The sequence below is a fragment of the Luteolibacter sp. genome (assembly GCF_039920825.1).
Lineage (GTDB): Bacteria > Verrucomicrobiota > Verrucomicrobiia > Verrucomicrobiales > Akkermansiaceae > Luteolibacter.
Genome location: NZ_JBDSCX010000016.1, coordinates 84,706 through 111,362, shown reverse-complemented (window position 1 = coordinate 111,362; position 26,657 = coordinate 84,706). Strand labels below are relative to the sequence as shown.

10 protein-coding genes are annotated in these 26,657 nt (G+C 58.0%); 7 read left to right on the top strand and 3 right to left on the bottom strand.

The window, feature by feature from the left end; all coding sequences use genetic code 11:
* Window positions 1–137 precede the first annotated feature (137 nt).
* The 3 genes from ABIQ96_RS04115 to ABIQ96_RS04105 all read left to right on the top strand — a co-directional run bounded on the left by ABIQ96_RS04115 (window position 138) and on the right by ABIQ96_RS04105 (window position 7,999).
* On the top strand, window positions 138–1,670 hold the full coding sequence (locus tag ABIQ96_RS04115) for a glycoside hydrolase family 30 protein (protein ID WP_348213283.1): 1,533 nt from the start codon (window positions 138–140) through the stop codon (window positions 1,668–1,670).
* A 36-nt stretch (window positions 1,671–1,706) separates the two neighbouring features.
* Complete coding sequence (locus tag ABIQ96_RS04110; RefSeq protein ID WP_348213282.1) at window positions 1,707–6,758, top strand: glycosyl hydrolase; 5,052 nt, start codon at window positions 1,707–1,709, stop codon at window positions 6,756–6,758.
* 182 nt (window positions 6,759–6,940) lie between these two features.
* Entirely contained in the window at window positions 6,941–7,999 is a 1,059-nt protein-coding gene (locus ABIQ96_RS04105; protein ID WP_348213281.1) for a LacI family DNA-binding transcriptional regulator, read from the top strand.
* Window positions 8,000–8,004: 5 nt separating this feature from the next.
* Here ABIQ96_RS04105 and ABIQ96_RS04100 read toward each other — a convergent pair whose 3' ends face one another.
* From ABIQ96_RS04100 to ABIQ96_RS04090, 3 genes are all read right to left on the bottom strand, one after another.
* A complete protein-coding gene (locus tag ABIQ96_RS04100) occupies window positions 8,005–9,159 on the bottom strand; it encodes a PQQ-dependent sugar dehydrogenase (RefSeq protein ID WP_348213280.1) in 1,155 nt (384 codons plus the stop codon).
* A 32-nt stretch (window positions 9,160–9,191) separates the two neighbouring features.
* Window positions 9,192–10,085, bottom strand: a complete 894-nt coding sequence (locus ABIQ96_RS04095) for a hypothetical protein (RefSeq protein WP_348213279.1) — start codon at window positions 10,083–10,085, stop codon at window positions 9,192–9,194.
* A 231-nt stretch (window positions 10,086–10,316) separates the two neighbouring features.
* Window positions 10,317–10,811 carry a beta-glucanase precursor gene (locus ABIQ96_RS04090; RefSeq protein WP_348213278.1) on the bottom strand — a complete coding sequence of 165 codons (495 nt, stop codon included), beginning with the start codon at window positions 10,809–10,811 and terminating at the stop codon, window positions 10,317–10,319.
* A 260-nt stretch (window positions 10,812–11,071) separates the two neighbouring features.
* On the opposite strand from ABIQ96_RS04090, the gene ABIQ96_RS04085 reads away from it, so the two are divergent.
* The 4 genes from ABIQ96_RS04085 to ABIQ96_RS04070 all read left to right on the top strand — a co-directional run bounded on the left by ABIQ96_RS04085 (window position 11,072) and on the right by ABIQ96_RS04070 (window position 26,378).
* Entirely contained in the window at window positions 11,072–12,373 is a 1,302-nt protein-coding gene (locus ABIQ96_RS04085; protein WP_348213277.1) for a glycoside hydrolase family 2 TIM barrel-domain containing protein, read from the top strand.
* Window positions 12,374–12,658: 285 nt separating this feature from the next.
* Window positions 12,659–16,411, top strand: coding sequence for an autotransporter-associated beta strand repeat-containing protein (locus ABIQ96_RS04080; protein WP_348213276.1), 3,753 nt, complete (start codon window positions 12,659–12,661; stop codon window positions 16,409–16,411).
* Between the two features lie 631 nt (window positions 16,412–17,042).
* On the top strand, window positions 17,043–20,894 hold the full coding sequence (locus tag ABIQ96_RS04075; RefSeq protein WP_348213275.1) for an autotransporter-associated beta strand repeat-containing protein: 3,852 nt from the start codon (window positions 17,043–17,045) through the stop codon (window positions 20,892–20,894).
* Between the two features lie 69 nt (window positions 20,895–20,963).
* Complete coding sequence (locus ABIQ96_RS04070) at window positions 20,964–26,378, top strand: malectin domain-containing carbohydrate-binding protein (protein WP_348213274.1); 5,415 nt, start codon at window positions 20,964–20,966, stop codon at window positions 26,376–26,378.
* Window positions 26,379–26,657 lie beyond the last annotated feature (279 nt).

The window sequence follows — 26,657 nt, the reverse complement described above, 5'->3', positions numbered from 1 at the left end:
CATGAAAGCGTGGTCTCTGGTGGGAAACCCATTTTCAGTCTGATCCGCGCCAAACCCAAAAATAAAGCTGAGGCCCTTACCAAGGCCACCAAGACGGTTCGCACCCGCGACTCCTCACACTCGGATCCCGTAACAAGATGATCTTAAAATCCACGAAATCACCCAAGCTATCCGGCACTTCGCTGCGCTGGGCCCTTTGCCTTCTTCCGTTGACCATTTCCTCCCTCTTCGCCCAGAAGCTGGAAGTCTATCAGACCACGCGCAAGGGTGACCGGCTTGCGGCCGTCACTCCCTCCACTGCGGAGGGAAAGGCGGATTACTCGCTTTCACTTGATCCCGCTGTTTCCTATCAGATCCTCATCGGCATTGGCGGCGCGCTCACGGAATCCTCCGCGCAGGCCATCAGCGAGCTTTCGAAAAAGCAGCATGACGCCGTGATCCAGGCGTGTTTCTCCCCTGAAAAAGCCCATTTCTCGCTGACCCGCACGCACATCGGAAGCTGCGATTTCTCCGTCACGAACTACAGTTACGATCCGGTGCCGGACGACGTGAAGCTTGAGCACTTCTCCATCGAGCCGGACCGCAAGTATCTGTTGCCGATGATCAAGCAGGCGCTGCAAGTGCCCGGCGCGGATTTCAAGATCCTCGCCTCGCCGTGGACCGCGCCGCCGTGGATGAAGACGAACGGAAAATGGAACGCGGGCTCGCTCAAGCCGGAACACTATCAGACTTTTTCCGACTACATCGTCCGCTACATCAAGGCCTACAAGGAGGAGGGCGTGCCGATCTGGGGAATCACCCCGGAAAACGAACCTCTCGGCAACGGCGGTCAATGGGACAGCATGCAATTCACCGCTCCCGAGATGCGGGATTTCATCGGCGGCCACCTTGGTCCCGCGCTCGCCGCCTCCGTGCCGGGCACCACGCTCTGGGCTTACGATCAGAACCGCGACAAGAACCTCATCGAATGGGCCGACACCATCCTCGCCGACAAAAAAGCCGCGAGTTACGTGACCGGTCTCGCCGTGCATTGGTATCAGAGCACGCGGGACGTCGGACCGGAAGTGCTCGCCTCTGTTAGCAAGTCCCACCCGGACAAGCCGATGCTCCACACCGAAGGTTGCATCGACTCCGCGGGCGATGACGAGCCGGTGGGTGCGTGGCTTCAGGATGATTGGTATTGGCGCGAGGACGCGACGGACTGGGGTTACGTCTGGGCTCCGGCGGAGGATCGCAAGGATCATCCGAAATACCGTCCGTTCTTCCGTTACGCCCGCGATCTCATCGGAGGATTCAATGCGGGCCTGGTCGGCTGGATCGATTGGAACGTTGCCCTCAACGCCCGCGGCGGTCCTAACCACGCGCGCAACTTTTGCGTGGCGCCGGTCATGGTGGATGCCGGCAGGGATTCCGTTTTCTACACTCCATTGTATTACGCCATCAGCCATTTCAGCAAATTCATCCGTCCCGGAGCGAAGCGCATCGCGCTGACAGGTGCCGATGAAAGCCTGATGGCGACCGCATTCAAGAACCCCGACGGATCCACCGTTGCCGTGGTTTTCAATCTCACGGAAACTGACAAGAGCTTTACCGTCCATCTGGGCGATGTTCCGGAAAAGCGGATTTCCATCCCGGGCCAAGCCCTTCAAACTCTCGTATTCAAGCCATAATCCATTTCCTCCGATTCCGGGGGAAAATTCATCGTCATGAAAATCGTCTTCCAGCGCTACGCCGCGCTCGTCATCCATTCCGCCGTGCTTTGCATGGGCGCGGGGAAACTTGCCGCTCAGACCGCCGTGCCGTTAGGTGCGGGTTCGTATGCGAGTGTGGTTCCGGCATCGGAACATTATACGGATGCCTATTTCGGTCTGCCGGCGGCTCAGGTGGAGCCGTTGATCAGCGGAGTCCCTTCGCTTTTCGACAGCTTGCGTCTGGATCCGGCACTGGCCGGGAAACCGATTCCGACGAACCAATGGTGGACGGATTTGCTGGCGGGAAATCGCTCCTATCTGATCAACGGCACGGAGCAACACGCGATGCAACAGGATGCATTCGGTGGCAACATGTGGTTCTATCCGGGGATGCTCGCGCCGAAGAGCTATGGACTGGATCTCTATTTCCCGAACGCTTGGAAACCCGCTAACGCGAACGGCAGTCCACAAGGTGGATTTGAAAAAGGAACCGCACTTCAAATCCGGGGCGACCGTGGGTTTTCAAATCCCGCGGATGATATCCTGATCGCGGATTTCGAAGGAGCCACCTATCCGGCGGGATGGACCGTGACGACCATTGCCGGTTCTCCCAGCGCGTTTCCAACCGGTCCGGCCCGCTCGACCTGGACCGGCCAGGCACCCACACCGGCGGGATATCTCGATAGCGGCTACATCAATACATTTCTAACGGCCTCCGGTTCCGGTGGCGACAATCGCAAGGGGATCCTGACCTCTCCGGCATTCACGATTCAGAAAAATTTCATCCATCTGCTGGTCGGCGGCGGTAACGATCTCACCAATCTCGTGGTGCGTCTGAAAGTGGCGGGTAACATCGTCGCGTCGGCGACAGGCAATCAGAATGCTACCCTAACATGGTCGAGCTGGAATGTGTCCGCCTATCTGAATCAAAGCGCGACCTTGGAAATCGTCGATACGTCCAGCGGCGGATGGGGCTTTATCCTCTGCGATGAGATCGTGGAGAGCGATGCCAGCACGCCCGTCGGGCGCTACGGCCGTGACATGGCCGCGACGTCGAGCATCGTCACCAACTGGGGCGACTGGAACGTGGATTTCAAACTGCCCGACACCTCCGGAAATTCGATCGGCGTGACGATGGCGCGCGGCGTCCCCTTCACCTGGACGACGTGGACCGGCAGTGTCCAACCGCGCCTGCTCACCGGTGCCACGACGTTTTACGGAACGAACAATGTGGGGATCAACGTGAGCAGCGGAAGTTTCACCGCCAGCGCGTTTTCCTTTGTCTATCAGGGGAAATCCTTCGGAGTGTTTCTGCCGGATTCAACGGTGGTGAACGTCAGCAACGGGGAGGCTCGGCCGCAACTCGGCGGAGCGAACAACTACATGGTGGTCGGCTATCTGCCCGCCACCACCGATCTCGCCGTCTATGCCGCGCTCGCCTATGCGAAGCCCACCGATACGAAGATCGGTTGGACGCACGATCCGGCGCAGGGTCTAGTGAACACAACGTGGAACATCACCACCACGCCGCTCAAGGGCGGCAACCTCGATACCATTCAAGGCTGGCTGCCCCACCACTATCGCACGACGCAGCATGCGCTGCCGTTTACGGGGGCCACTTACCTGACTCCTCGCGGCGTCATGAAATGCACCACGGGCCGCAGTTTCCAAATCGCGTTTCCATTCAAAGGAATCGCGCCCGTGCTTCCCGCGCCGACGGTGGCCGCGGTGGTGAATCCCTATCAGCCGGCGCGGATGCTCAACTATTTGAAAAAGTTCAGCCCCGGCACCATGATCGGGGACACCTACTGGTCGGGCAAGGCGCTCGCCCTTTGCGCTGATTTCATGACGAGGTCGCATCAGGTCGGCGACACCGCGAACTACGATCGACTCAAGTCCGCGCTGAAAACCGCGATGACCAACTGGCTGACCTACACGCCAGGCGAGACTCAAGGATTTTTCGCACCCTATCCGAAGTGGCACGCCTTCATCGGCTCGGATGCGAGTTACGGCTCGCAGGCCTTCAATGACCTGCATTTCCATTATGGCTATTTCGCGGTGGCAGGGGCCATTTTGGGAATGCATGACTCACAGTTCATTACCGACTATGGGCCGATGCTGCGCGCCATCGTCAAGTGCTATGGCAACTGGGACCGCACGGACACCAGCGAGCCGTTTCTCCGCACGTTCGACATTTGGGAAGGGCACTCGAACGCGGGCGGACTCAGCGGAGGAAACGGCAACAACCAGGAATCCAGCTCAGAGGCCACGCAATCCTGGGCCGGCATGTTTCTGCTAGGCAGCGTCATGGGTGATGACGGCATGGCGGCGGCGGGAGCGATGGGTTTCTCGATGGAAACCTGTGCGGTCAACGAATACTGGCAGGACATCCATCAGGAAAACTTTCCTCCCGGCTATAACCGCGCGGGTAACGGTATCCTCGGTGCGGACTCATACGCCTACGGCACCTATTTCAGCGGCGATCCGGCATGGGTCTATGGCATTCAATATTCGCCCGCCCACCATTGGAACAACTACATGACCCGTTACGAACCCGCCACCGTCGCGGCGAAGTATCAGGCAATGTGGACGGAGCGGCTCAACTGGTGCCACGACCGCGCCATGTGGGACAGCGCGACAGCTTACGCCCAAGGCACATGGGTTCACATGAACGACCGCATCTATTCCGCGAAGGTGGCCCTCGCCGCCGGTGGCGTGGCACCTGGCCAAGCCGGTGCGCAATGGAACCTCGAAGCGGATTGCAGCCGGCCTGAAACCGATACTCTCGGCGATTCCCCGGGACACGTGGTGATGTCCTATCAGACGCTTTGGGATCACGATAACTCCGCCGCGCAATTCGACAGCTATTTCACGGCAAACGCAGCCATCGCCAATGAAAACGGTCAGGGCGGCGCGACTTACTATCTCATCCACGCGCTACGGACTTTGGGCGATCAGGATTTCAGCTACACCACCAGCCTGCCGACCAGCTCGATCTATTTCAATGCGACCACCGGAGTTCGAACCTATCTGGTTTATAATCCGAAGGGCACAACCCAGTCCATCACGGTCTATCACAACGGGGTTGCTGCTGGAACGATGACGGTTCCCGCACATGTCACTGTCTCGACGCAGAATCCCAATTTCAGCGGCACGGTGCCTCCGGTGCCGACGGGAGCAACTTCCAGCACCACGGTGGATCAGGCCGCGCTGTCATGGATTGGGTCGCCCATGGCCACCCAGTATGTGGTCAACCGCGCGCCGTCCGCTGGCGGGAGCTATGTCACGATCGCCACCGTTGGGAGCGCGAGCTACACGGACACCGGTTTGACGGCCAACCAGACGTATTTTTACTCAATCAGCGCGGTGAATTCGGTCGGAGCCAGCGCGTTTTCCTCATCTCTATCCGTGACGACGATCGCCAATCCGCCCACCGGACTTGCTGCGTCGCTTTCCGCCGGACATCCCGTGCTGACGTGGGACGCATCGGCCGGAATCGGCAGCTATAAAGTGAAACGATCAAACACCGTGAATGGTGTTTATGCCGTTGTGGGCACACCGACGACGAATGCGTTCACCGATCTGACCGCCGCTGCTGGGACGCAGTACTCCTATACTGTCATCGCGGTGAACGCCGGTGGTGACAGTGTGGCATCCACCGCTATTTCCGTTAGCACGATCTCTCCTCCCGCCACGCCGACCAATTTCGCCGGCCAGCTTGGCAGCGGCACGATCATCCTTACGTGGACGGCCTCCACGGGAAATCCCAGCTCTTATGAAATCCGACGTTCGATGACGGCGGGCGGTCCCTACTCGGTGATCGGAAGTTCGGCGACCACCAGTTATACTGACAGCTCGGTGTCTACCGGATTGAATTATCGCTACGTCATCGCGGCCATCAACGCGGGCGGTGCAAGCGCGCCGACTTCGGAAATCAGCGTGACCGTTCTTCCTGCTCCGGTCATGGCCGTCAATTGTGGAGGAACCGCCAGCGGACAATTCGCGGCGGATGGAAACTTCGTCGGCGGCACGCAGAGCACGACGAACAACGCCGTCGATACCACCGGGCTGGTGAATCCCGCACCGCAATCGGTTTACATGTCGAACCGCTTTGGAAACTCGACCTACACTCTAACCGGAATTGCGCCGGGCAAGATTCTCACCGTCCGCCTGCATTTCTCCGAGGCCTACTGGACCGCCGCCGGCAAACGGACATTCAACATCAAGATCAACAACACGACCGTCGCTTCGAACGTCGATATTTTCGCCGAAGCGGGAGCTCGTTTCAAAGGCGTCATCCGCGAGTTCAATGCGGTTGCCAATGCCAGCGGGCAGATCATCGTCCAGTTCGTCACAGTGATCGACAACGCCCAGTGCAACGGCATCGAGCTTCGCGAACCGCTGCCTGCCGCACCGACGGGGGCAACCGCCACGGGTGGCGCGGCGAGCGTGGTGCTGAATTGGAGCGCCACCGCATCGGCAACGAACTATCTGATCAAACGTGCGAGCTCGCCGGGTGGTCCCTTCACCACTCTCGCCAGTGTGACGGGAACCGGCTACACGGATTCCGGGCTCGCGGGCGTCGCGCCGTTTTACTATGTCCTGTCCGCGATCAATTCAGGCGGAGAAGGCCCCGCTTCCGCTACCGTCAGCGCCACACCGATCGCAGGCTATGCCGATTTTCAACAAACGTATTTCACCGCCGGACAGATTGCCGACCCGCTCGTTAGCGGACCGTCCGCGGATGCGAACGGTGACGGCAACAAGAATATCCTTTCGTATGCCTTTGCGGTCAATCCATGGGATGGCGCGATGACCAACTTGCCCGTCGCCCAACTGGCCGGCGGCCACCTAACAATCACCTACATTCGCCGGAAGTCCTCTACGGATATCTCCTATACGGTCGAGGTCTCCGGCGATCTCGGCACTTGGAATTCCGGATTGGGCTACACGACAGAGGCATCCGTCGTTTCACGCGACGCGGAAACGGAGTTCGTTACGGTGTATGACAATATCCTGGTGGCGAGCGGTGCCAAAAGATACATCCGGGTGAATGTGAGGTATTGAAATTTCTCGCCGCCCGGAGACGCAATTCTATCGGGTTGATGGCCTCGGCTGGCGCTCCCGCATCTCGGACTTCGGGTTCGGAATTTCCCATTATCGGGGTGGGTAAATCAGATTGATGCAATTCCTGCTTGATCAAAGGACGGCGGGTGCCCGACTCTGCCTTTACCCGAGGCAGGGACATTATGGCCGAAATCAACCAACAATTGATCGCAGAACGCCTGCAAATTTCACGAGCCACGGTTTCGCGTTGTTTCACCAATCATCCGGGCATCAATCCGGTGACGAGAGCGCGGGTGTTCCAGGTGGCTGCCGAGATCGGATACGCGCACTTGGAAATGCGGACGACCAGCACGAAGAAGAAGGTCGCGAAGATGACCTTCGGTGTTCTGATTTGTTCGGATGAGGAGGAATACTATCGCACGGACTATCAGAATCCCAGCGAGCAGATCCTGGCGGGGGTCACCGAGTGTTCGCACTTGAACGGGGCGAGCGTGGAAGTCCATCTGGTGGATCCCAAGGCCCGCAGGCTGGCGGATCCGAGCTATTTCAAGATCGAGAAACTGCGCCGCCGCTGGAACGGGCTGTTGCTTGTCTATCCGTTTCCGGATTCCGTGCTGGACCAGCTTTCACCGTTGATTCCGCTGGTTTCCCTGGTTGAGCAGTTCGACCACACCGGCATCGATTGCGTGGATGTGGATCACTACAAGGGGATTTCCGCCGCCGTGGAGCATCTGACGGAACGCGGCCACAAGAAGATCGGTTTCTTCACCCGGCGCTATCAGGTGGAGGCGAGCTGGTCGTTCCGGCGTTATGCGGCGTTCATGGAGAAGATGGTCAGGCTGCGTCTGCCGGTTTCCTCCAAGGACATCATCAACGTTTTCCCAGCGCGTGAACGCAACGAGGAGGAAAGCATCGATTACGCCGCGGAGCGCACCCGTGCCGGAGTCACCGCGTGGGTCTGCGCGGCGGATCACCAGGCTTACGATCTGGTTCGCGGCCTGCGCGCCCGCGGGATCAGCGTTCCGGAGATGGTTTCTGTTACCGGTTTCGACGGCATCGAGGCGCCTGCGGATTGCCCTGAACTGGCGACCATCCAGATTCCTTTCCGCGAGATCGGAGCGACGGGCACGCAACGCCTTGTCGAGCGGATCAAGAAACGTTTCGGCTCAACCCAACACGTGTTGATCGACTGCCCGTTCAAGCCCGGCGCGACTGTTGGTCCCGCGCCGAAGCTGAAGTGATTGGCTTACGGCTTTGGAGGGGATTTAAAAACAATCCGTCCGAGCTTGTGATTGTTGCCCTCGGATGCCGAGTAGTAGGTCTGCGTCATGTAGAGCGCTCCATCCGGTCCGAAGGTGGCCTGGACGCACATGAAGGTGTTCATGAACGCTGCGTTCTGGTCGGCGGGGATGGGTGAAATTTGGTCCAATTGATTGCCGTCCAGTTTCCACCGGACCATCTCCTGCTTGAACCAGTTTTCCGAATAAATCACCGGGCCATCCGGAGCGAATGGTCCTTTGGGAGCGATCGCGACGGCTGTTAGACAGGGCTTGCTAGTGAAGAGAACGTGGGTGTTGGCATCTGGAGGGCTGATCAGGCCTTTGTCGCCATCGCGTCCCCAACCGGCGTTGGCTCCCCGTTTCACCTTGGCCAGTCGATCCGTGCCGTCGCCGTTTTCAGAAACATAGACGCTGTCCGGCAGTTGACCGGGAACGAAAGTGAAGCGGAATGGATTGCGGAATCCGCAAGCCCAGACGCGGGAGCGGACGGAATCCAGATCACTGTTAGAGAACGGGTTGTCGGCGAGGCCTTTGCCATCGGCGGTGCTGAGGCGCAGGAGCTTGCCGTTGAAATAGTCGAGATCGGCGGAGAGCTCGCGCTTGGTATCGTCGCCGAGGACCAGATAGATCGCCTTCGGATCCTTGGGATGGATGTGGATGTCTCCCGCTTTGTGGTTGGTGGCGGTGCGCGGCAGGTCCTTCAGCAGGATGAGCTCCGAACCCGCGGTGGCCTGGGCGAATCCGGTATCCGCGGTGAGGCGGACGAGGCGCTGATCGGTGTTGCCGGTGTAGAAGACGTAGAGGAAATGGTTGGTGGTGAACTGCGGGTCGACGGCGATTCCTAACAATCCGCTCTCGCCGTCGGGATTGACCTCCTTGCGGAAGTCGGCGAAAACGCCGGGAGCTTTGAATCCGCCTTTTCCATCCGGATTGAAAACAAGCACACGGCCTTGTTTTTCGCACACGAACATCCGTCCGGAGCTGTCGAAATCCAAGGCCGTCATGCCGTTGCCCGAGTGGATCTGCTCGTAGCTGAAGCCAGCGGCAGAGATCTTCTGGGCATGCGCGCCGGGCGCGGAGGCGAGAATGGCGAAGGCCAGCAGACGGGGTGCTCGTTTCATAGGGTCAACTTTCACAATCAATTTTCCGTCCGTCAATGATTGCGGCGGCGGACAATCAACATGACGCCGATACTGCCTAACAAAAACAGCGGACTCGCAGGTTCCGGCACTGCGGCGAGGGTCACATATACGCCGCCATCCGCTTCGGCTGCGGTGAAGGAGGAGAGCGAGGCCGCGCCGTTGTATTGGATGGTGCCGTTGCTGAGGAAGGCGTCGGAGGTCAGGTCGGTGAGCGTGTAGTTGCTGATGAAAAGCGAGCCGGTCGAACCCGAGGTGAAGTTGAGCGACTTGGTGCCGCCGCCATAGAAGCCGCTGTAGGCACCCGCTCCGTTGACGGAAATGCTGCCGCCCGAGAAATTGATGCTTCCCGGGCCGTCGGCGAAGGAAATCAGATTCGCGCTCAAGCTGCCGGCGGTCATCGAGAACGAATCGATCGGCTTGAATTCGTTGGCGATGTTGACCGCGCCACCGTTGATGGAAAACGTGCCGTTGCTCGTTTGATTGAGGAAATTGCCGCTGAAATTCGCGATCCCGGCGGAGATGTTGATGGTAGTTAGATTGTCCCTTACGATGTTGTCGGCGGTGCCTTGATTGAAAGTGCCGCCGGCGACGCTCAACGTGCCGCCTGCCAGTTGGATCCATGAGTTGGAGGTAACTTGGGTCCAACTGCCGCCGGTGAGCACCAGCGAGCCGCCGCTGTGGACATGCAGGTCTCCGCCCGGGGTGTAGGTCACGTTTCCGGAATCGATCCGAGCGGTGTCGCCGCCATTGGTGTTAGGGACGGAGCCGCCCACCCAGTTGGCATCGTCGGTGTATTGGCCGTCACCGCCGCTCCAGATCACCAACGCGGCTTGGGAATCGAATGTCACGGTGGCCATGATGGCGGCTGCTAGAATGGATGTTGGGAAAGAAGTCGGGTTTTTCATGAAATCGGACGGGATTTTTAATAGATGTAAATTCATGCAAATTCAATTCGGAGACAAAAAGTGGCGGTGAATGTTGGATTCTATCCGAAAAACAATTTCGGAAAACCTTCAGCCCGGGTTTGAAGCGCCACGGATTGTCCCCGTTTTGAGTGGGGCAGGGGCCTTGTTCCTGCTGCGGACTCGCGTCGGGCTGGTGACCGGAGGCGAAGGCGGGCAAGGCCCCGTTACGGCTTATTTCAGCGCGTCGAATTCCAACGCTTTCACGCGTTCGCGGGCGGCATCGGCGGGTTTCCAGAACCAGCCCTTGGCGTCCCAGCACTGGGTGTAGGAAAGGTTGTCGACGAGGAACTTGAAGGGAACGATCGCTTCCTTGCCTTTTCCTTCCGCCTCAAGCGATTGGCCGAGGATGTAATAGCAGACGCCGACATCATTCAGCGCCCAACTCTTGAAGACTTCCTCTTTCTCAGTGGCGGGTGCGCTGAGAGCTTTTTGCATTTCGACGGCCTTGTCCTTGAACATGTCGATGCACTTCTGGGCGTAGGCCTTCGCGTTGGTGTAGTTCTTGGCGTTGTATGCTTCCCAAGCCTTGCCAGTGATGGTTTCGGAACTGAAGTTGCCGAAATCAAGAGCGGGAGCTGCTGGAGTAGCCGGCGTGGTGGTGGGCGCTGCTGGAGTGGCCGGTGCCGCAGGAGCTGCGTCTTCCGCCTTGAGGCTTGGCACGGTCATGAGAAAGCCGATCGCGATCGGGATAATGGTAAGTCGTGGGTTCATAGTCCAACCAACCAACCGCGCCTCAATTCGCAGGTCAAATAAAAAATGCAAATTTATGCACGAAAATACGTAATGACCCTGCTGCCGAAGTCTTCTTTTATCGATTTTCCGCTGGAATCAGGGATTTTTCGCTCCTTTTTCGATCGGTGGAAAAAGGAATTGCACGCTGTTGCAATTTTGTGCAAACTCTTTCCAGAAACCCTCGATCAGAACCGATGACCCCTCTCAAACGCCACCTTTTCCATGTCATGCTCTCCGCCTCCCTGCTTTGCCAACCGGCCCTCGCCGCCACGCCACCTGCGGTGGCTATCAGGCAGGACGACAAGGGGAATTTCACCCTGCTTCGCGACGGCGAGCCCTACCTCATTCACGGTGCCGGCGGGAGCAGCCATCTGAAGGACCTGGTCAAATACGGCGGCAACTCGATCCGCACTTGGGGGATCGATTCTCTCGATGAGAAAATCGATGGCAAGCCACTGTTGGATTACTGTCAGGAGCTTGGCATCACCGTCACGGCCGGAATCTGGATCGGCCACCAGCGCCATGGGTTCGACTACTCGGACGAGACCCAGTTGAAAAAACAACGGGACATGGTCCGCGAAGCCGTCCGCAAATATCGCGGGCATCCGGCGTTGCTCATGTGGGGGCTGGGAAATGAAATGGAAGGCCCGGAGTCCGATGGAAAGGACACGCGGATCTGGAAGGAACTCAATGTGCTCGCAGCCATTGTGAAGGAAGAGGATCCCGGCCACCCGGTCATGACCGTCATCGCGGGAGCCGCCGAATCGAAAGTGAAGGGGATTCTCGGAAATTATCCTAACATCGATGTGCTCGGAGTGAACGCCTACGCCGGTGCCTCGGGTGCGATCCGCGCCGTCAAGCAGGCGGGATGGAAAAAGCCCTTCGTGCTAACAGAGTTCGGCCCGCAGGGACATTGGGAAGTTTCCAAGACCTCATGGAACGCGCCGATCGAGCCCACCAGTCGGAACAAGGCCGCCAGTTATTATGCCACCCTTTCGTTGCTGGCGGAAAACACCGACATCTGCCTCGGCAGTTACGTTTTCCTCTGGGGTCAGAAACAGGAAGTCACCTCCACTTGGTATGGCATGTTTCTTTCCTCCGGAGAAAAACTCCCCACCGTGGATGCCGTCTGCCGCGCATGGACCGGAAAATGGCCTGACAACCGTGCGCCCAGAATCACCACGTTCGAAACCCCGCTCAAGGAAGCCACCGTTGCTCCGGGGCAAACCGTCACCGTCACCGCTGCTGCGGAGGATCCGGAAAGCGACACGATGACTTGGGAATGGAGCGTCTGCGAGGAAAGCATCGACCGCCGTTCCGGCGGCGATGCCGAAGCCGCGCCACCCGCGGTGTCCGGCTCCATAGTCAGCCAGGAAAACGGCGCGGCTACCATCAAGACTCCCGTCAAACCCGGCAACTACCGCCTTTTCGTCATCGTCCGCGATGGCAAGGGTGGCGCCAGTGCGGACAACACTCCGTTCCGCGTCGCTCGCTGAGGCATCAGGGGCATCGGGGGCATCGGGGGCATTTGCGAAGGTCCGTTGGCTTCGAACGGATGGCGGAATTCCAGCCGAAGGCCAGTCCGTTCCCGGCGGGATCTTCTCAAAGTGAAGGGATTTTGCAATTTTGTGCAAAATCCCTTGTCATTCCTCAACGGAATTGTGTAGATGCGGTGAATCGTCGCTTTAAAAAGCGCGGCAATCTTTGCTGGCGTGAACCGTCCGGGTTTTCGCCTTCCAATAAACCCACTCATTTTCAGTTAGGGGAATCCATTTTTCTGTATGAAACCCAGCGTTTTTTCGTGTTTTCGTTCCTCCGCCGCAGGAATCGCCCGCTTTCAAAGCTTGGAAGGGCAATTCGTCAGTCGGCATTTTGCGCTGCGCTATTCCGTGGTTCTCAGTGCTCTCTTGGGGGGCGTTGCCATTCAGCCTGTCTTTGCCGCCAACCGGAACTGGTCCGCCACCGCCGCCAACACCAACATGAACACGGCAGGAAACTGGGACACCCTTCCGGTGACAACGGATGCGTGGATCTTCGGAACTTCGGCCACGACGACGTTAAACAACGACTTCAGCACCTTCACCGTCAACGGCCTGACCTTCAATGCGGGGGGCAGCGCCTTCACTATTGGCGGTAATGCCATTTCACTGGGTGGGAACATTGTCAACAACAGCAGCAACGCGCAATCGATCAACATTGATTTGGCTCTGACTGCGGGGCGCACTTTCACCACTAACAGTAGTGGCAACCTGTCGATCGGTGGCGTGGTCAGCGGCACTGCTTTTGGTGTTACGAAGGACGGGAATGGACTGCTGACGTTGACCAAAGCGAACACTTACACGGGTGCCACCTCGCTTACACTGGGTTCCATCACCTTCGGTTCCTCCGGTGCCGCAAGCGTGAGCCAGACCTTGACGACTCTTGCGGTCAGTGCTGGCAACGACGCCACGGTGACATCGCAATTTGGCAACGTCGGCAGCTCCAGTCTAACTTTTACCTCCCAGACTTACACCGCTGGCGGCACGCTCAACTACGCGTTGTCCGGCGGAACTAACGGATCCACCAATCAGATCAAGTTGACCGCCGCTGCTGGCTTCCTGAATAAGCAGGCCTACTTCAATGGAGCGGACTACGCCTACATGGATTCCCTCAACGGCTATGTTCGGGCGGCGGTTTACGGGACGGATGCAGGCTTTGTGACCGCGGGTTCCAGCCTGACCGCTGCCTCACATAATTTGATTACCTCGTCGATCACCGGTCAGGGTGCCGTCGCCGTCAATACACTGAAATTCGGCACCTCCTCCACTGTGGATCTCACGCAGACTGCGACCACGGCAATCACCTTCAACACCAACAGCGGCATCCTTCGCTCCGGAGGCGGTGCCACCACCATCAGCGGTGGAGACATCACCACAGGTAGCGGACTTGCCTACGTGTTCCGCACGGACACATCGAGCGACAGCCTGACCATCAACAGTAACATCAAAAACAACGGAACCAACACCCTCACCAAGAGCGGTGCTGGCACTCTGACCTTGGGCGGCACCAACACCTACACAGGCACGACTTTTGTTGACGGTGGAACCCTCACGATTACCGGCACCCAGACCGGCGCCGGCTCGACTACCGTTTATGCGGCCACACTGAATCTGAACAACGCCTCGGCCATCAGTGGGGGCACGCTCACCGCCAATAACGCCTTGTCTTCCATAACGGAAAACACCGCGAACGCCATTAACGCGACTTCCGCCGTCAACCTCTCGGTCACTGGCGGTTCGGTAAATCTTTCGCAAAACAACAACTTTGGCACCGGCACTATCACCCTTAACGCTGCGGCTGCGACTTTAACCTTGGCCGGAGCCAACACGATCAGTGGCGCGACAACGCTTTCCACGGGAACGTTGAGTCTGGGAAACAAGCTCTCTCTGGGAACCAGCACTCTTGGAATCAATGGTCTCACTATTTCGGCTAGCGCAGACTTGAGTGGCGCGAATGCCGTTGCCAACACAGCGACCATTGGTGGCAACAATACCTTTACCGGAACCAATAATATTGAGTTAAGTGGTTCGCTGACAGATACAGGAGCACGAACATTCACAAACAATATTTCTGCAGGAACGCTGACCTTGTCCGGAACCCTTGGTCTCTCAAGCAACGCCACCACTAACGCTGCCACATTTAATGGCACTGGCACTACTACTGTTTCTGGAGTCATCCAAAACAATGGAACCGGCGGTACAGCTACTGGTGGAAGCGTTACAGTTAGTGCTGGCACGTTAAACATCACTGGCGCGAGCAATACGTATTCCACCAATACCAACGCAAATGGCGGCACGCTGGGCATCGGTAACAACAGTGCGCTGGGCACTAGCACCCTTGTCCTCGGCAACGGAACCGTCACCGCCTCAGGAGGAGCCCGCACCATCACGAATGTCTTTAGTCAAGGCAACGCAAACTCGACGTTTGGCGGCACCAACGCTCTCACGCTGAATGGCCAATTCAATAACTTGGGTTCTGGCACTCTCACCATCAACAATACCGCGCTGACAACGTTTGGTGGCTCCTTCATCATGCGTGAAGCGACGACAGCGCAACGCTCTATGACCTTCAATGGCACCGGGGATTTGCTCATCAGCGGCAACGTCTCCAACGGGACCACTCTCAACGGTATCTTTGCCTTTAACGGCACAGGCACCACGACGTTGTCCGGCACCAACACCCACAGCGGTGTGAACACCGTCGGCATCGCTGGTTCCGCCTCTATGCTTAAGATTGGCAGTTCGACCGCCCTTGGATTTGGCGGTATTTCCGCAGTGGCAGGCTCGACCACGGTTAACTCGGGTGCGACTTTGGATTTGAATGGCCAAACAGGCATCCAGGAGCCTCTCGTCCTCAACGGCACAGGCGTTGGTGGCAATGGAGCCTTGATTAACAGCAACACTTCCGCCACAGCGGTAGTCTCCGACGGCGTTGCTGCCATCGGGGTGGGAGTTGCTGGCACCACTTATACAGATGGAACCTATTCCGTCGTTTTTACGGGCGGCGGCGGCACGGGTGCTGCGGCTAATGTGACCATTCTGGCTGGTATTGTTACTTCCGCGCAGATAACTTCCGCAGGCAGCGGCTATACATCGAACCCGGTAGCAACCCTTCCGGCAGGTGCGGGCGCGGGTTCTGGCACCGCAACTTTGACTACTGCGGCCAGTTCAGTCACTCTTAACGCCGCATCGAGTATGGGTGGTGCTGGTGACATCACTCTCAACGCTTTCGTTAGTGGGGGTAACGCACTCACCAAGGTCGGCAACGGCAAGCTGACATTGAACAGCACCAACACCTATTCCGGAGCGACCGCGGTGAGTGCCGGCAAGCTCGTGGTTGGCAGCACCGGCAGCATCAACACCAGCAGCGCCGTGACCGTGGCAGCGGGTTCGAGATTCATTTACAACAGCAGCACCTCGCTAACTGTTGGGACCACGCTGAACGGCGCGGGCACCGGTAGCCGCGCCGTACTCGGCGGAACCGGCACCATCAACACCGCCCTGACTCTCGACAACCCGGGAGACACACTCTCTCCCGGCAACAGCCCGGGCATCCAGACCTTCACGCCGAACCAATCCTGGAACTCATTCAGCTATGATTGGGAGGTCAACAACTTCGTAGGTGCCGTCGCGGGCACCGACTACGATCAAATCGGCATCACCGGCAACCTCTCCCTCACCGGCGGCACCGGCAACTACATCCTCAACCTGCTTTCGCTAACCGGTGCCAATACCGCTGGAAATGTGGGAGGCTTCTCCGATGTGGACCAATCCTGGACCATTCTCACCTCCTCCGGCCTCACCGGCTTCGATGCCGCCAATTGGACTCTGAACACGGCAGGCTTCACAACCAGCCCCACCTACACTGGCAGCTTCTCGCTCGGTCAGGTAGGAAACGACCTGGTGCTTTCCTACACGGTGGTTCCGGAACCGGCCGCTGCACTGTTGGCGGGTCTTGGAGTGTTCACCCTGCTGCGTCGGCGCAGGCATGACTAATCGCTCTTTGCCGGGTGCCGAGAATCACCACGTTCGAAACCCTGCTCAAGGAAGCTAGCCGAACTCCAGGCCAAACTGTCGCCGTCAACGTCGCGGCGGAGGATCCGGAAAGCGTTGGGATGACGTGGGAATGGACTGTTTGCGAGGAAATTACCGACCGTCGTTCCGGTGGCGATGCCGAGGCCGCGCCGTCCGTCGTGTCTGGCTCCATCGTCAGTCAGGAAAACGGAATGGCCACCATCCAAACTCCCGCCTTTTCGTCATCGTCCGCGATGGCAAGGGCGGTACCAGTGCGGACAATACTCCGTTACGCTTTGCCCGCTGAACCATTTTTTGAGGTTTCGAGATCGCACTTCGGATCTGATGTGGTTTGCCGTTCCGCCGGGCCGGGAAGTGCATAAATTTGTATTATGCAAATTTATGCACTATTGTTCTTGCCAAACCGTTCGCCGATTCCTATTTACTGATGGATGCCCTCATCGTCGCCGGCTGCGGCTCCGATGACGCGTCGCGAAACCCACGAATTCACTGCCGCGGTGAAACCCTGTTCAGATCTCTTTGCCGTCGAGCGCCCCGAAATTTTTCAAGATTGATAGAACTCCCGTCCAAACCCTCATCTGATCGTAAATCCATGAAAACAAACCTAAGGAACTCCTTCATTTCCCCCTTGTTCAGCTATGGCATCGTCGCCGCCGCCGCATTCGTTCTGGTTTACACCGGCGAGGCCGCGACGCTGTCCTGGAGAACGGCGGCCGATGGCAATTGGAGCGACTCCGCGAATTGGAGTTCCATTGTCCCCCTCATCACCGATACCGCGCAATTCAACCTGGCGGCAATCAATGGTAACGAAACAATCTATTTGAATGGCAACCAAGGGTCCGCGGGTTTGATCTTCGCCAATACCGGCACCACCACCCTGCTCGGCGGGGCGTCTGGCTCTCCGGTCGCTAATGTCCTCGCCCTAACCGGGACGATTGTCGTGAACGCCGGTGCCGGTGCCGTGACGATTGGAGATGTGGCCGCCAAGGTGGACCTCACCACAAACTCCAGCAGAGAATATACGAACAATTCGAGCAATCTGCTGACGTTCGCCAATGGCATTACGAGCAGTGGCGTCTCTGGCACTCAAACGCTGACTTTTGGCAACACCCTCGGCGTGGGCTTGGGCGGCGTTACCGTCGGCGGAGCCATCGGCAACGGAGGCACCGGTGGCATCATTATCCTGGAGGTGAAGGCTCCGAGGACCACAACGACCTTGCTAGGAACGAATGTCTATACCGGAAATACTGCCCTTACACAGGGCAAGCTCACTTTTGGATCCTCATCCATTCCAAGTATCATTCAAGGGCTCGGTACCATTTCCGCCGCCGCGGGCTCGGATGCGACGGTGACTTCCGTTCGCGGAAATGTTGGAAACTCAAGTCTCACTTTTACGACCCAGACATACACGGCGGGGGGGGCGCTCAATTACGTGGTGAGCGGTGGCACCAACGGCACTGACAACATGATCAACACTGCGGGAGGCGCGGGCTTTGTCAACAAACAGGCCTTTTTCAACGGCGCGGACTATGCCTATCGCAACGGAGCGAATACCTACATGCGGGCTCCTGTCTATGGCACTGATGCGACTTTTTCAATTGCTGGAGCCAGTCTTATCGGTAGTGCTCACAACTCGATCGCCGCTTCAATCACCGGTCAGGGAAACGCCGCTGTCAACACCCTGAAGTTCAGCGGCGCGGGAGCGGTCGATCTCACCCAGACCGCCGCCACGACGCTTACCTTCAATACTAACAGCGGGATTCTCCGTTCCGGCGGCGGCTCCACCACCATCAGCGGCGGCACGATCACCACCGCCTCCGGCGTCGCCTACGTGGTGCGGGCCGATACCTCCAGCGACAGTCTCACGATCAATAGCAAGTTCGCCAACGTGGGAACCAACACCTTCACCAAGAGCGGTGAAGGCACCGTGACTCTGGGCGGCACCAATACCTACACCGGCACCACCTTCGGCAATGGCGGCAATCTAATAATCACCGGAACGACGGCGACCAGCGTTTATCAGGCGAACGGCAGTGGCGTGATCAATATCAGCGGCACGAACTCCGCAACCGGTGCGACGGCTGTCACCGCCCAGAATTCCGGCACGGTGAATATCAATGCTCCGCAAAATTTCACGGGAGCGACGACCGTTGCTACTAACGGAACACTCGGACTTGGGGATGACAACGCGCTCGCTGGCAGCTCGGTTACCTTCCAGTCGGGCAATATACAAGCCGTCGGTGGCGCGCGCTCCACGGCGGCGACGATTAATTTCGCCAACGCGAACAACTACACCATCAATGGCAGCAATGACCTGACCTTTAACGGTCCGCTCAACTGGCTTGGAACACAAACCCTGACGGTGAGCAACGCGGGCACGACGACCTTCGCGGGAACGTTTACCCTCCGGGGGATTACTGACACCACGGCGCAGCGGACGCTGACCCTTTTGGGTACGGGTTCCACCAGGTTTACCGGGCCGGTCGTCAACGGCGGTTCGCTCAACGGTATTATCGATTTCAACGGTACGGGTACGGTCGAACTCAACAACAACAACAGCTACTCCGGACTAACAACCATCAGGAGCGGACAGACGGTCAAGCTTGGCAACACCAACGGGCTCGGCTTTGGAGGAGCGACCTCCGTGGCGGGAGGTACGACCGTGATGTCGGGAGGCACTCTCGACCTCAACGGAATGACCGGCATTGAAGAAGTCATCACCGTCAACGGCAGCGGTGTCGGTGGCAACGGAGCCTTGATCAATAGCAATACGGGCGTCACCGCGACGATTGGCAGCGGAGTCAGTCAGCTTGCAGTTGGTTCCGTTGGCAGCGGCTACAGTTCGCCTCCCGCCGTGACGATCAACGGCGGCGGCGGAGCGACCGCAAACGCGCTGCTCGGCATATCGGTCGACACGATCGGATTATCAGCTAACGGCAGCACCTATACGACCTCTCCTACCATCACCATCACAGGCGGTGGCGGTACGGGTGCCGCTGCCACGGTGGACAAGACCACAGGCGTTGTGAGCATCAGTTCCACCGGCTTCGGATATACCTCTACCCCAACCGTAACACTCGGTGCTGGAGCAGGCTTGACGGGGCCAGGCTTCTCGGTGAGCCCTGCGGGAGATAAATTCGTGGTCTCCGCCCTACAGATGACCGCAGCTGGAAGTGGAGCCTCCTTACTACCCACGGTCTCATTCGCTTCCGGCGCGGCTACCGCCACTGCAAACGCGGTCTCGGTCAATCTCGGAGGCACCGGTTCCATCGGAGGAGCGGGCGATCTAATAGTCGATGCCCCGGTGACGGGCTCCCTCACGAAAGTCGGAGCGGGCAAGCTCACCCTGACCGGCACAAGCACTTATGCGGGCATTACGACAATTGACGGTGGTTCGTTGCGGATTGGCAATGGCGGCACCACTGGAAGACTCACCGCCACCAGCACCATTAACAACAACAGCAACCTGACCATCAACCGAAGCGACGCATTTTCCCAATCCGGCGACTTGGGTTCGTTCGCGGGCATCTATGGCACCGGTTCTTTCACGCAAGCTGGCAGCGGAACAACTGTTCTAACGGCAGGTAATGCATATGACGGCGTCACAACGGTTTCCGCCGGCACGCTGATCATCAATGGCGACCAATCGGGAGCCACAGGCGCAACGCAAGTGGCAACCGGTGCTACGCTCGGTGGCAGTGGGGTTATCGGTGGCGACACTACCATTGATGCCGGCGGAGCACTGACTTTTAATCTGATTACCGATGCTGACAGCCATTTCAAACTGGACGTCCTGGGTGCGCTCAATCTGGGCAGCAGCTCCTCGCTCAAAATCACCGGTAACAGCAGCGCCGCTGTCGGAGTCTATACTCTGATCTCCGGTAGCAGTCTCACCGGGATACTTCCTTCCATTGCCTCTCTACCGTCCGGCTGGGTTGCCAACGTCCAGCTATCCGGAGATGGCAATAGTGTGGAATTGAACGTCACCTCCGTCCCCGCCTTGTCTCCCTATCAGACCTGGGCTCTTGGTCCGTTTGCCAACCCATTCACCGATACCGCCGGGGTTTCGGATCCCGATGGCGACGGAACCAAAAACCTGCTGGAATTCGTCCTCGGCGGCGACCCCACCATCAACGACACTCCGCCGATCGTGCCGTCCGTCGCAAGCGCTTCCGGCACCGATCTTGTGATCACCTTCAAGCGTTCGGATGTCTCGGAATTGCCACCTGCCGTTGCGGTAAAACTTCAGGTCAGCGACAATCTCGGAAGCTGGCCTGCAGGCAATGACATCGCCATCGGTCCTGTCAGCGATACGGGTCCCATCGGTGCTACGGGAGCGTCCTACACCGTTGATGAAACCAGTGCGCTCGACATCATTGTCGTTACCATTCCAAAAGCCGCCGGTGCCAAGAAGTTTGCTCGGGTCATTGCAGTTCAACCGTGAGCCGAGGTCTATCGGGCAGAGGACTTTCATCAAAGGATCCCTGCCATCGGCTTCATCCATCTCTGCTTCATGAAACGTTCCTCGACCTGCCTGAATGTCCTCACTTGGATTTTCGGCCTGTTGCTGCTTTCCGGCCTGATTGCAACGACGGTCCGCGCGGATGCCTATGTTCCTCCCGCCAACAACCGGATCAGTTTCAATTTCAACTATGACTGGCTGTTCGGCGGGAAAAAGGACATTACGGGAGCCGCCGTGTCAGCCCTTAATGATACCGCGTGGAAGCCGGTAAGCCTGCCGCATACTTACGACGACAACAAGTTCCGGGAATGGTGTGCCACCTCGAATGATTCCGCACAGGAAACCGGTCCTTATTATGGCAAGGCTTGGTATCGCAAGCATTTCACAATCGATTCCGCATACAGCGGGCGGAAAATCATTCTGGAATTCGAAGGGATAGGAAGGGTGGCGAATTTTTATATCAATGGAACATGGGTGGGCCTGCATGAAAACGGCGTGGCTCCTTACGGGCTGGATATCACGAACCAGGTGAATTTCGGCGTCGACAACGTGATCGCGGTGCAGGTCAACAACGACGAGAGATACAAGACAGTGACTTATGCCGGAGTCGAGCTTCCCTACGGACAGCCGTTTAATCCGAACTTCGGCGGATTGAACCGCGACGTGACGCTGCACATTTGTGACCTGGCCCATCTGACGTATCCGCTCTATCGAGACTTGGGAACTGTAGGGACCTATAACTACGTCACGAACATCGACACGCTGGCCAAAACCGGAAACGTGACGGTTCAGGCGGAGGTGAAAAACGAATATCTCACGGCACAGACGATTTCATGCAGCTCGGTGGTCGTGGATGCCGGCGGTAATCCGTTGCTGACGCTGACCGGGAGCCAACAGGTGATCGCTCCGGGAGCCAAGGGCGTTTTCAATCTGACGGGTGGCATGAGCGGCATCCACTTTTGGAGCCCCGACTACCCATATATCTATCAAATTTACACGACCGTGAAGATCGGTGGAGTGACGGTCGATGTAGGAAAGACGCCGTTGGGAATTCGCAAGTATTCTTTCAGCTCGACCTACGGACTCCAGGTGAACGGCCACCCGATTTACCTCAATGGTTACGCCCCCCGGACCTCGATGGAGTGGCCGGGCGTGGGAACACCGGTGGACTGGATGAACGAATTCGACTTCAAGCTGATGAAGGAGAACAACGCGAATTTCGTGCGCCCGATGCACATCGCCCCGCGCAAGGTGCAGGTGGAGGCGGCGGACAAGTTCGGCATCGTCATGGTTTGTCCGGCGGCGAACAATGAGGGGGACGAGACCGACGTGAACAAGTGGCAGGAGCGTCTGGACATCATGCGGGACGTGACGATCTATTTCCGGAACAATCCAAGCGTGTTGTTTTATGAGGCATGCAATCAGATTCTATCAGCGCAACATATGACCGACATGTTGAACGTGCGCCTGCAATGGGATCCGAGTGGCGGACGCCTCGCGGGTTTGCGATCCAATGATACGAATACCACGCAGGGAATTCGCGAGTTCTCCAGCACCATGGATGGCGCGGGAAACGATCTCTACGCACCACTCTGGGACGCCGAATACGCCCGTGGCGAAGCCCCGCGGCGGGTATGGGACAATTACACGCCGATGCTGAATTCAAAGCGCTGGAATGGGATGGATTCAAATCCGGCACCGGCGGCCGGCACGCCCGGAGATACGATTCACAAATATCTCACAGGAGGCTATTTTTCCATCGCGTCGGATTATCACCAGGCGCTCGGGCTGAACAGCGGTGTCTCGGATTTCATCGGGGATTATTTGTATGTGATCAGCAGCGCAACCGGCAACCCGACGCACGCCTACTTCAGGCTGCAGAATTCGGAAGATATGGTTTTACAGAATCTGGCAAAATACTACGCGCGGTATCAGCGCAGTGTTTTTGTGCAGACGCCGGAAACCAACGTGAGCAAGGGAGTGAATGTCGGTGGAGCGAAAATCATCTGGTCGGACTCGGTGACCGACGGACGAATGCATGACCTGGAGGTGACGCGGGTGAGCGGCGCGGTGGACGGGGTGCGGTTGCCGAAGGAAACTTTTTACGGTCTCCAAGTGGCGCATAACTCGAATCCGCAGGTTCATGTGGTGGGTCACTGGAATTATCCAGTTGGCACTGTGAAAACCGTCTATGTCGCCGCCAATACGGCTCTGGTCAAATTGCAAACCTTCGATACCAACGGGACGTTGCTTCATGATTACGGCTATGGCACCAAGAACTTCTTTCCCACCAGCATCCTGCCAACCGGTGGCGACCAGGTGAACAACTATGTTTTCCAGTTCACCAACGTGGCATGGCAGCCGGGAATGATCAAAGCCACAGGCTACACATCGGGCGGCACGCAAGTGGCCGTGCAGCAGAAATCGACGGCGGGTGGGCCGGTGGCCTTGAGGCTATCACCGGTGCCCGGTCCGTCGGGACAGTTCATGGCCGATGGATCGGATGTGACCATGTTCGACGTGGAAGTGGTGGATGCCAACGGCAACCGTTGCCCAACCTATGAAGATAAGGTCAGTTTCACCTGCAGCGGGGAAGGAGTTTTGTTAGGCGGATACAACAGCGGCGTCCGGTACAGCACGAACGTGAATAACAACGGGATCGTCAACCCATCCTCGTATTCGTTCAACGTGGAAGCCGGCATCAATCGCGTGCTGGTGCGTTCCACCCGGACGACGGGGACTTTCACGCTGAATGTATCTGGAACCAACACTTACACCGGCACAGCCCTGACGCCCGCAAGCGCGTCTCTTGTTTCGATTGCCGTGCCAAACCCCAATGGTCTTTCGACGATCTGGCCGCAGAAATACACCGTGCCGCTTGGAGCTGAACCCGCGCCGGTGAAAGAGGGCGTTGCGCCGCCTCCGCCGAAGCCGGCCCAGCCGCCTGCACCGGCGACCAGCATTGTGGACTTCGCCTATTCCGGGGCGAATACGGATGCGGCCGTGGTGAGCAGCGTGCAGGCGGGCCAGAGGGTTTACATGGACAGCACCGGTATTGTGTTCGGATCGCTGCCCGCTTACCTGACGGGGGCTGAATACATCAGACCGTATTTGGGCGATGCGGGTGAAAGTTCCTCCACCGATCAATACCAGTTCAACCTTTCCAGGTTTTCCTATGTCTATCAGTTGATCGACGCCGCCAACGGCATGCCTGCTCACGAGAACAACGAACGCTACCAGTGGCAGCAGTTGCCCGGGCAGGTAACGGTCAACGGGCGTCCGATGAATGTTTTCAAGAGCCGCTTGATGGCACCGTATGAAAACTGTTATTTCGCCACGAACGGCCACGAGGTCGCCAACTTTGACCCGAACGGCAACATGTACCTGGTGTTCGTCCAATGGGCGGAGACTTCTTTGCAGAAACCCTCGCAAGTCATTGTTGCGGGCAGTGCCGAGGGCGGCAATCCCATCGCCAACGTGATTGACGGGATTGCTACTACCCGCTGGAGCGCGTCCAACGGAACCTATCCGCAGTGGATTAAGATCGACCTTGGACAAAAAAGCCGGATCGGCGGCTATCAATTCAATTGGTACAACAACGCGACCCGGAACTATCAGTATCAGATCGAGCTGAGCGACGATGATGTGACCTACAACCTTTCGCTCGACATGCGTTTGAACACCGCATTCGGAGTGAACGAATACCGCATTCCCGTTTCCGGAGCCAATGCCGGACGATATGTCAAAGTCACGGTGTCAGGCGGCGGGGGCTGGGCATCGATTTATGAAATGGCCATCAACGGGGTGGCTCCGGGAAGCGCAGCTCCGCCCGCACCGGGCGCGCTGACCGCCACCGCGGGGGGCGGACGGGTGTCATTGGGGTGGGGGGCTTCATCCAATGCCACAAGTTACGCAGTCAAGCGAGCCACTGTCAGCGGCGGCCCGTATACGACGATCGCCACGCCGACAGCTAGCAGCTACATGGATTCCAGCGTTACCCTTGGAGCTACCTACTATTACGTGGTTTCCGCAGTGAACGCCACCGGTGAGAGCGCCAATTCAAACGAGGCTGGCACCGCCACCACGACGCAACCCGCGGCACCGGTGGCCCTGACGGCCACTCCGGGCAGTGGCCAGATCGGCTTGGCGTGGAGTGCTTCGGGCGGAGCGACCGGCTATCAGGTGAAACGCTCCATCGTCAGCGGCGGGCCCTATACGACGATCGCGACGCCGGCCACCACCAGCTACATGGATACCGGTCTCGCCAATGGAGTCACCTGTTATTATGTGGTTTCCGCAACGAACGCCACCGGTGAAAGCGCCAGCTCCAACGAGGCGAATGCCACGACCATCATGGTCTCGGCTGCGAACTGTGCCGGACCGGCCCTCGGACGGTTTGCCGCCGATTGGGGATTTTCGGGTGGCACCACCAACTCAAAGACAAATACGGTCAATATCAGCGGCGTGACGAATCCCGCTCCGATGGCGGTCTATCAAACCTATCGACTGGGAGCTTTCGGTTATACCATGGGCGGATTCACGCCGGGAACAAACTGCAATGTGCGTCTGCATTTTGCGGAAACATATTTCACCGCTGCCAACTCGCGTCTGTTCAATGTTGCGATCAATGGCACGTCGGTGCTGACGAATTTCGACATCTTCGCTGTTAGCGGTGCCAAATTCATGGCAAATATCCAGGAGTTCAGCACGGCGGTTAATGCCGGTGGCCAAGTGGTCGTTCAATTTTCCAATGTGAAGGACAATGCCCTCTGTTGTGGAATCGAGATTCTGCAAGCGCTGTCCCCTGCACCGACGGGATTGGCCGCCACTTCCGGCAGCGGGCAGGTAGCCTTGGCTTGGAATACTTCGTCCGGTGCAACCAGCTACAAGATCAAACGCGCCGCGGCCAGTGGCGGGCCTTACACCGGCATCGGCACTTCGACATCCGGCAATTTTGTCGATCCGGGAGTAACTAACGGGACTGTCTGCTACTACGTCGTTTCGGCGTTGAACGGCGGGGGAGAAAGCCCCGATTCGTCGGAGGCATCCGCAATGCCGCTCAGCCCGCTTCAGAACTGGCGGCAGGCCCATTTCGGCACGATCGACCCGAATGATCCGCTGGCCGGCGATACGGCGACGCCCATGCACGACGGCATCTCGAATCTCATGAAATATGCGTTAGGACTTGATCCGGCGAAGTCGTCGACCACCGGATTGCCCGGGCCTGCGACATCCGGCACCTTCCTCACTCTCACTTTCAACCGCCAACGGATCGCCACGGACGTTACCTACCGGGTCGAGGCCACCGGCAATTTAGCGAGCTGGGCGGAAATTTGGAATAGCGCGTCAGTCCCATACGACGGCGGCGACAATCCCTCACGAAACGTCACGGTTTTCGATACCGTGCCCATGCCGGCGGCTCCCGGGGGGCACCGTTTCATGCGGCTCAAGGTCACACGTCCCTGAAAACCGGTTCGTCGATTTCACGGTGAAGCCGCACGCGGGGTGACGGCTTGTCCCTGCTATTTTCCAAAAATTCCGTTCTATTCATTCCTTTCAAAAATTAATGCAAATTTGTGCAAAATGGCGCTTGCCATGAGGGATCTGCGCCTCTATTTCCTGAATCACGACTGTCGCGTCGAAACCCATTTGGAAAAGCCCGGCCGAACCGAACCGTGTTTCCGACTCCGCGCGAAAGTTGAAGATCCATCCCGTTTCACCATCTCCGGTTAGCCCACTCCAAGA

Excerpts from the sequence above, each read along its gene's own strand:
- ABIQ96_RS04115 (WP_348213283.1), top strand. The coding sequence starts at position 138 with ATGATCTTAAAATCCACGAAATCACCCAAGCTATCCGGCACTTCGCTG.
- ABIQ96_RS04110 (WP_348213282.1), top strand. The coding sequence starts at position 1,707 with ATGAAAATCGTCTTCCAGCGCTACGCCGCGCTCGTCATCCATTCCGCC.
- ABIQ96_RS04105 (WP_348213281.1), top strand. The coding sequence starts at position 6,941 with ATGGCCGAAATCAACCAACAATTGATCGCAGAACGCCTGCAAATTTCA.
- ABIQ96_RS04100 (WP_348213280.1), bottom strand. The coding sequence starts at position 9,159 with ATGAAACGAGCACCCCGTCTGCTGGCCTTCGCCATTCTCGCCTCCGCG.
- ABIQ96_RS04095 (WP_348213279.1), bottom strand. The coding sequence starts at position 10,085 with ATGAAAAACCCGACTTCTTTCCCAACATCCATTCTAGCAGCCGCCATC.
- ABIQ96_RS04090 (WP_348213278.1), bottom strand. The coding sequence starts at position 10,811 with ATGACCGTGCCAAGCCTCAAGGCGGAAGACGCAGCTCCTGCGGCACCG.
- ABIQ96_RS04085 (WP_348213277.1), top strand. The coding sequence starts at position 11,072 with ATGACCCCTCTCAAACGCCACCTTTTCCATGTCATGCTCTCCGCCTCC.
- ABIQ96_RS04080 (WP_348213276.1), top strand. The coding sequence starts at position 12,659 with ATGAAACCCAGCGTTTTTTCGTGTTTTCGTTCCTCCGCCGCAGGAATC.
- ABIQ96_RS04075 (WP_348213275.1), top strand. The coding sequence starts at position 17,043 with ATGAAAACAAACCTAAGGAACTCCTTCATTTCCCCCTTGTTCAGCTAT.
- ABIQ96_RS04070 (WP_348213274.1), top strand. The coding sequence starts at position 20,964 with ATGAAACGTTCCTCGACCTGCCTGAATGTCCTCACTTGGATTTTCGGC.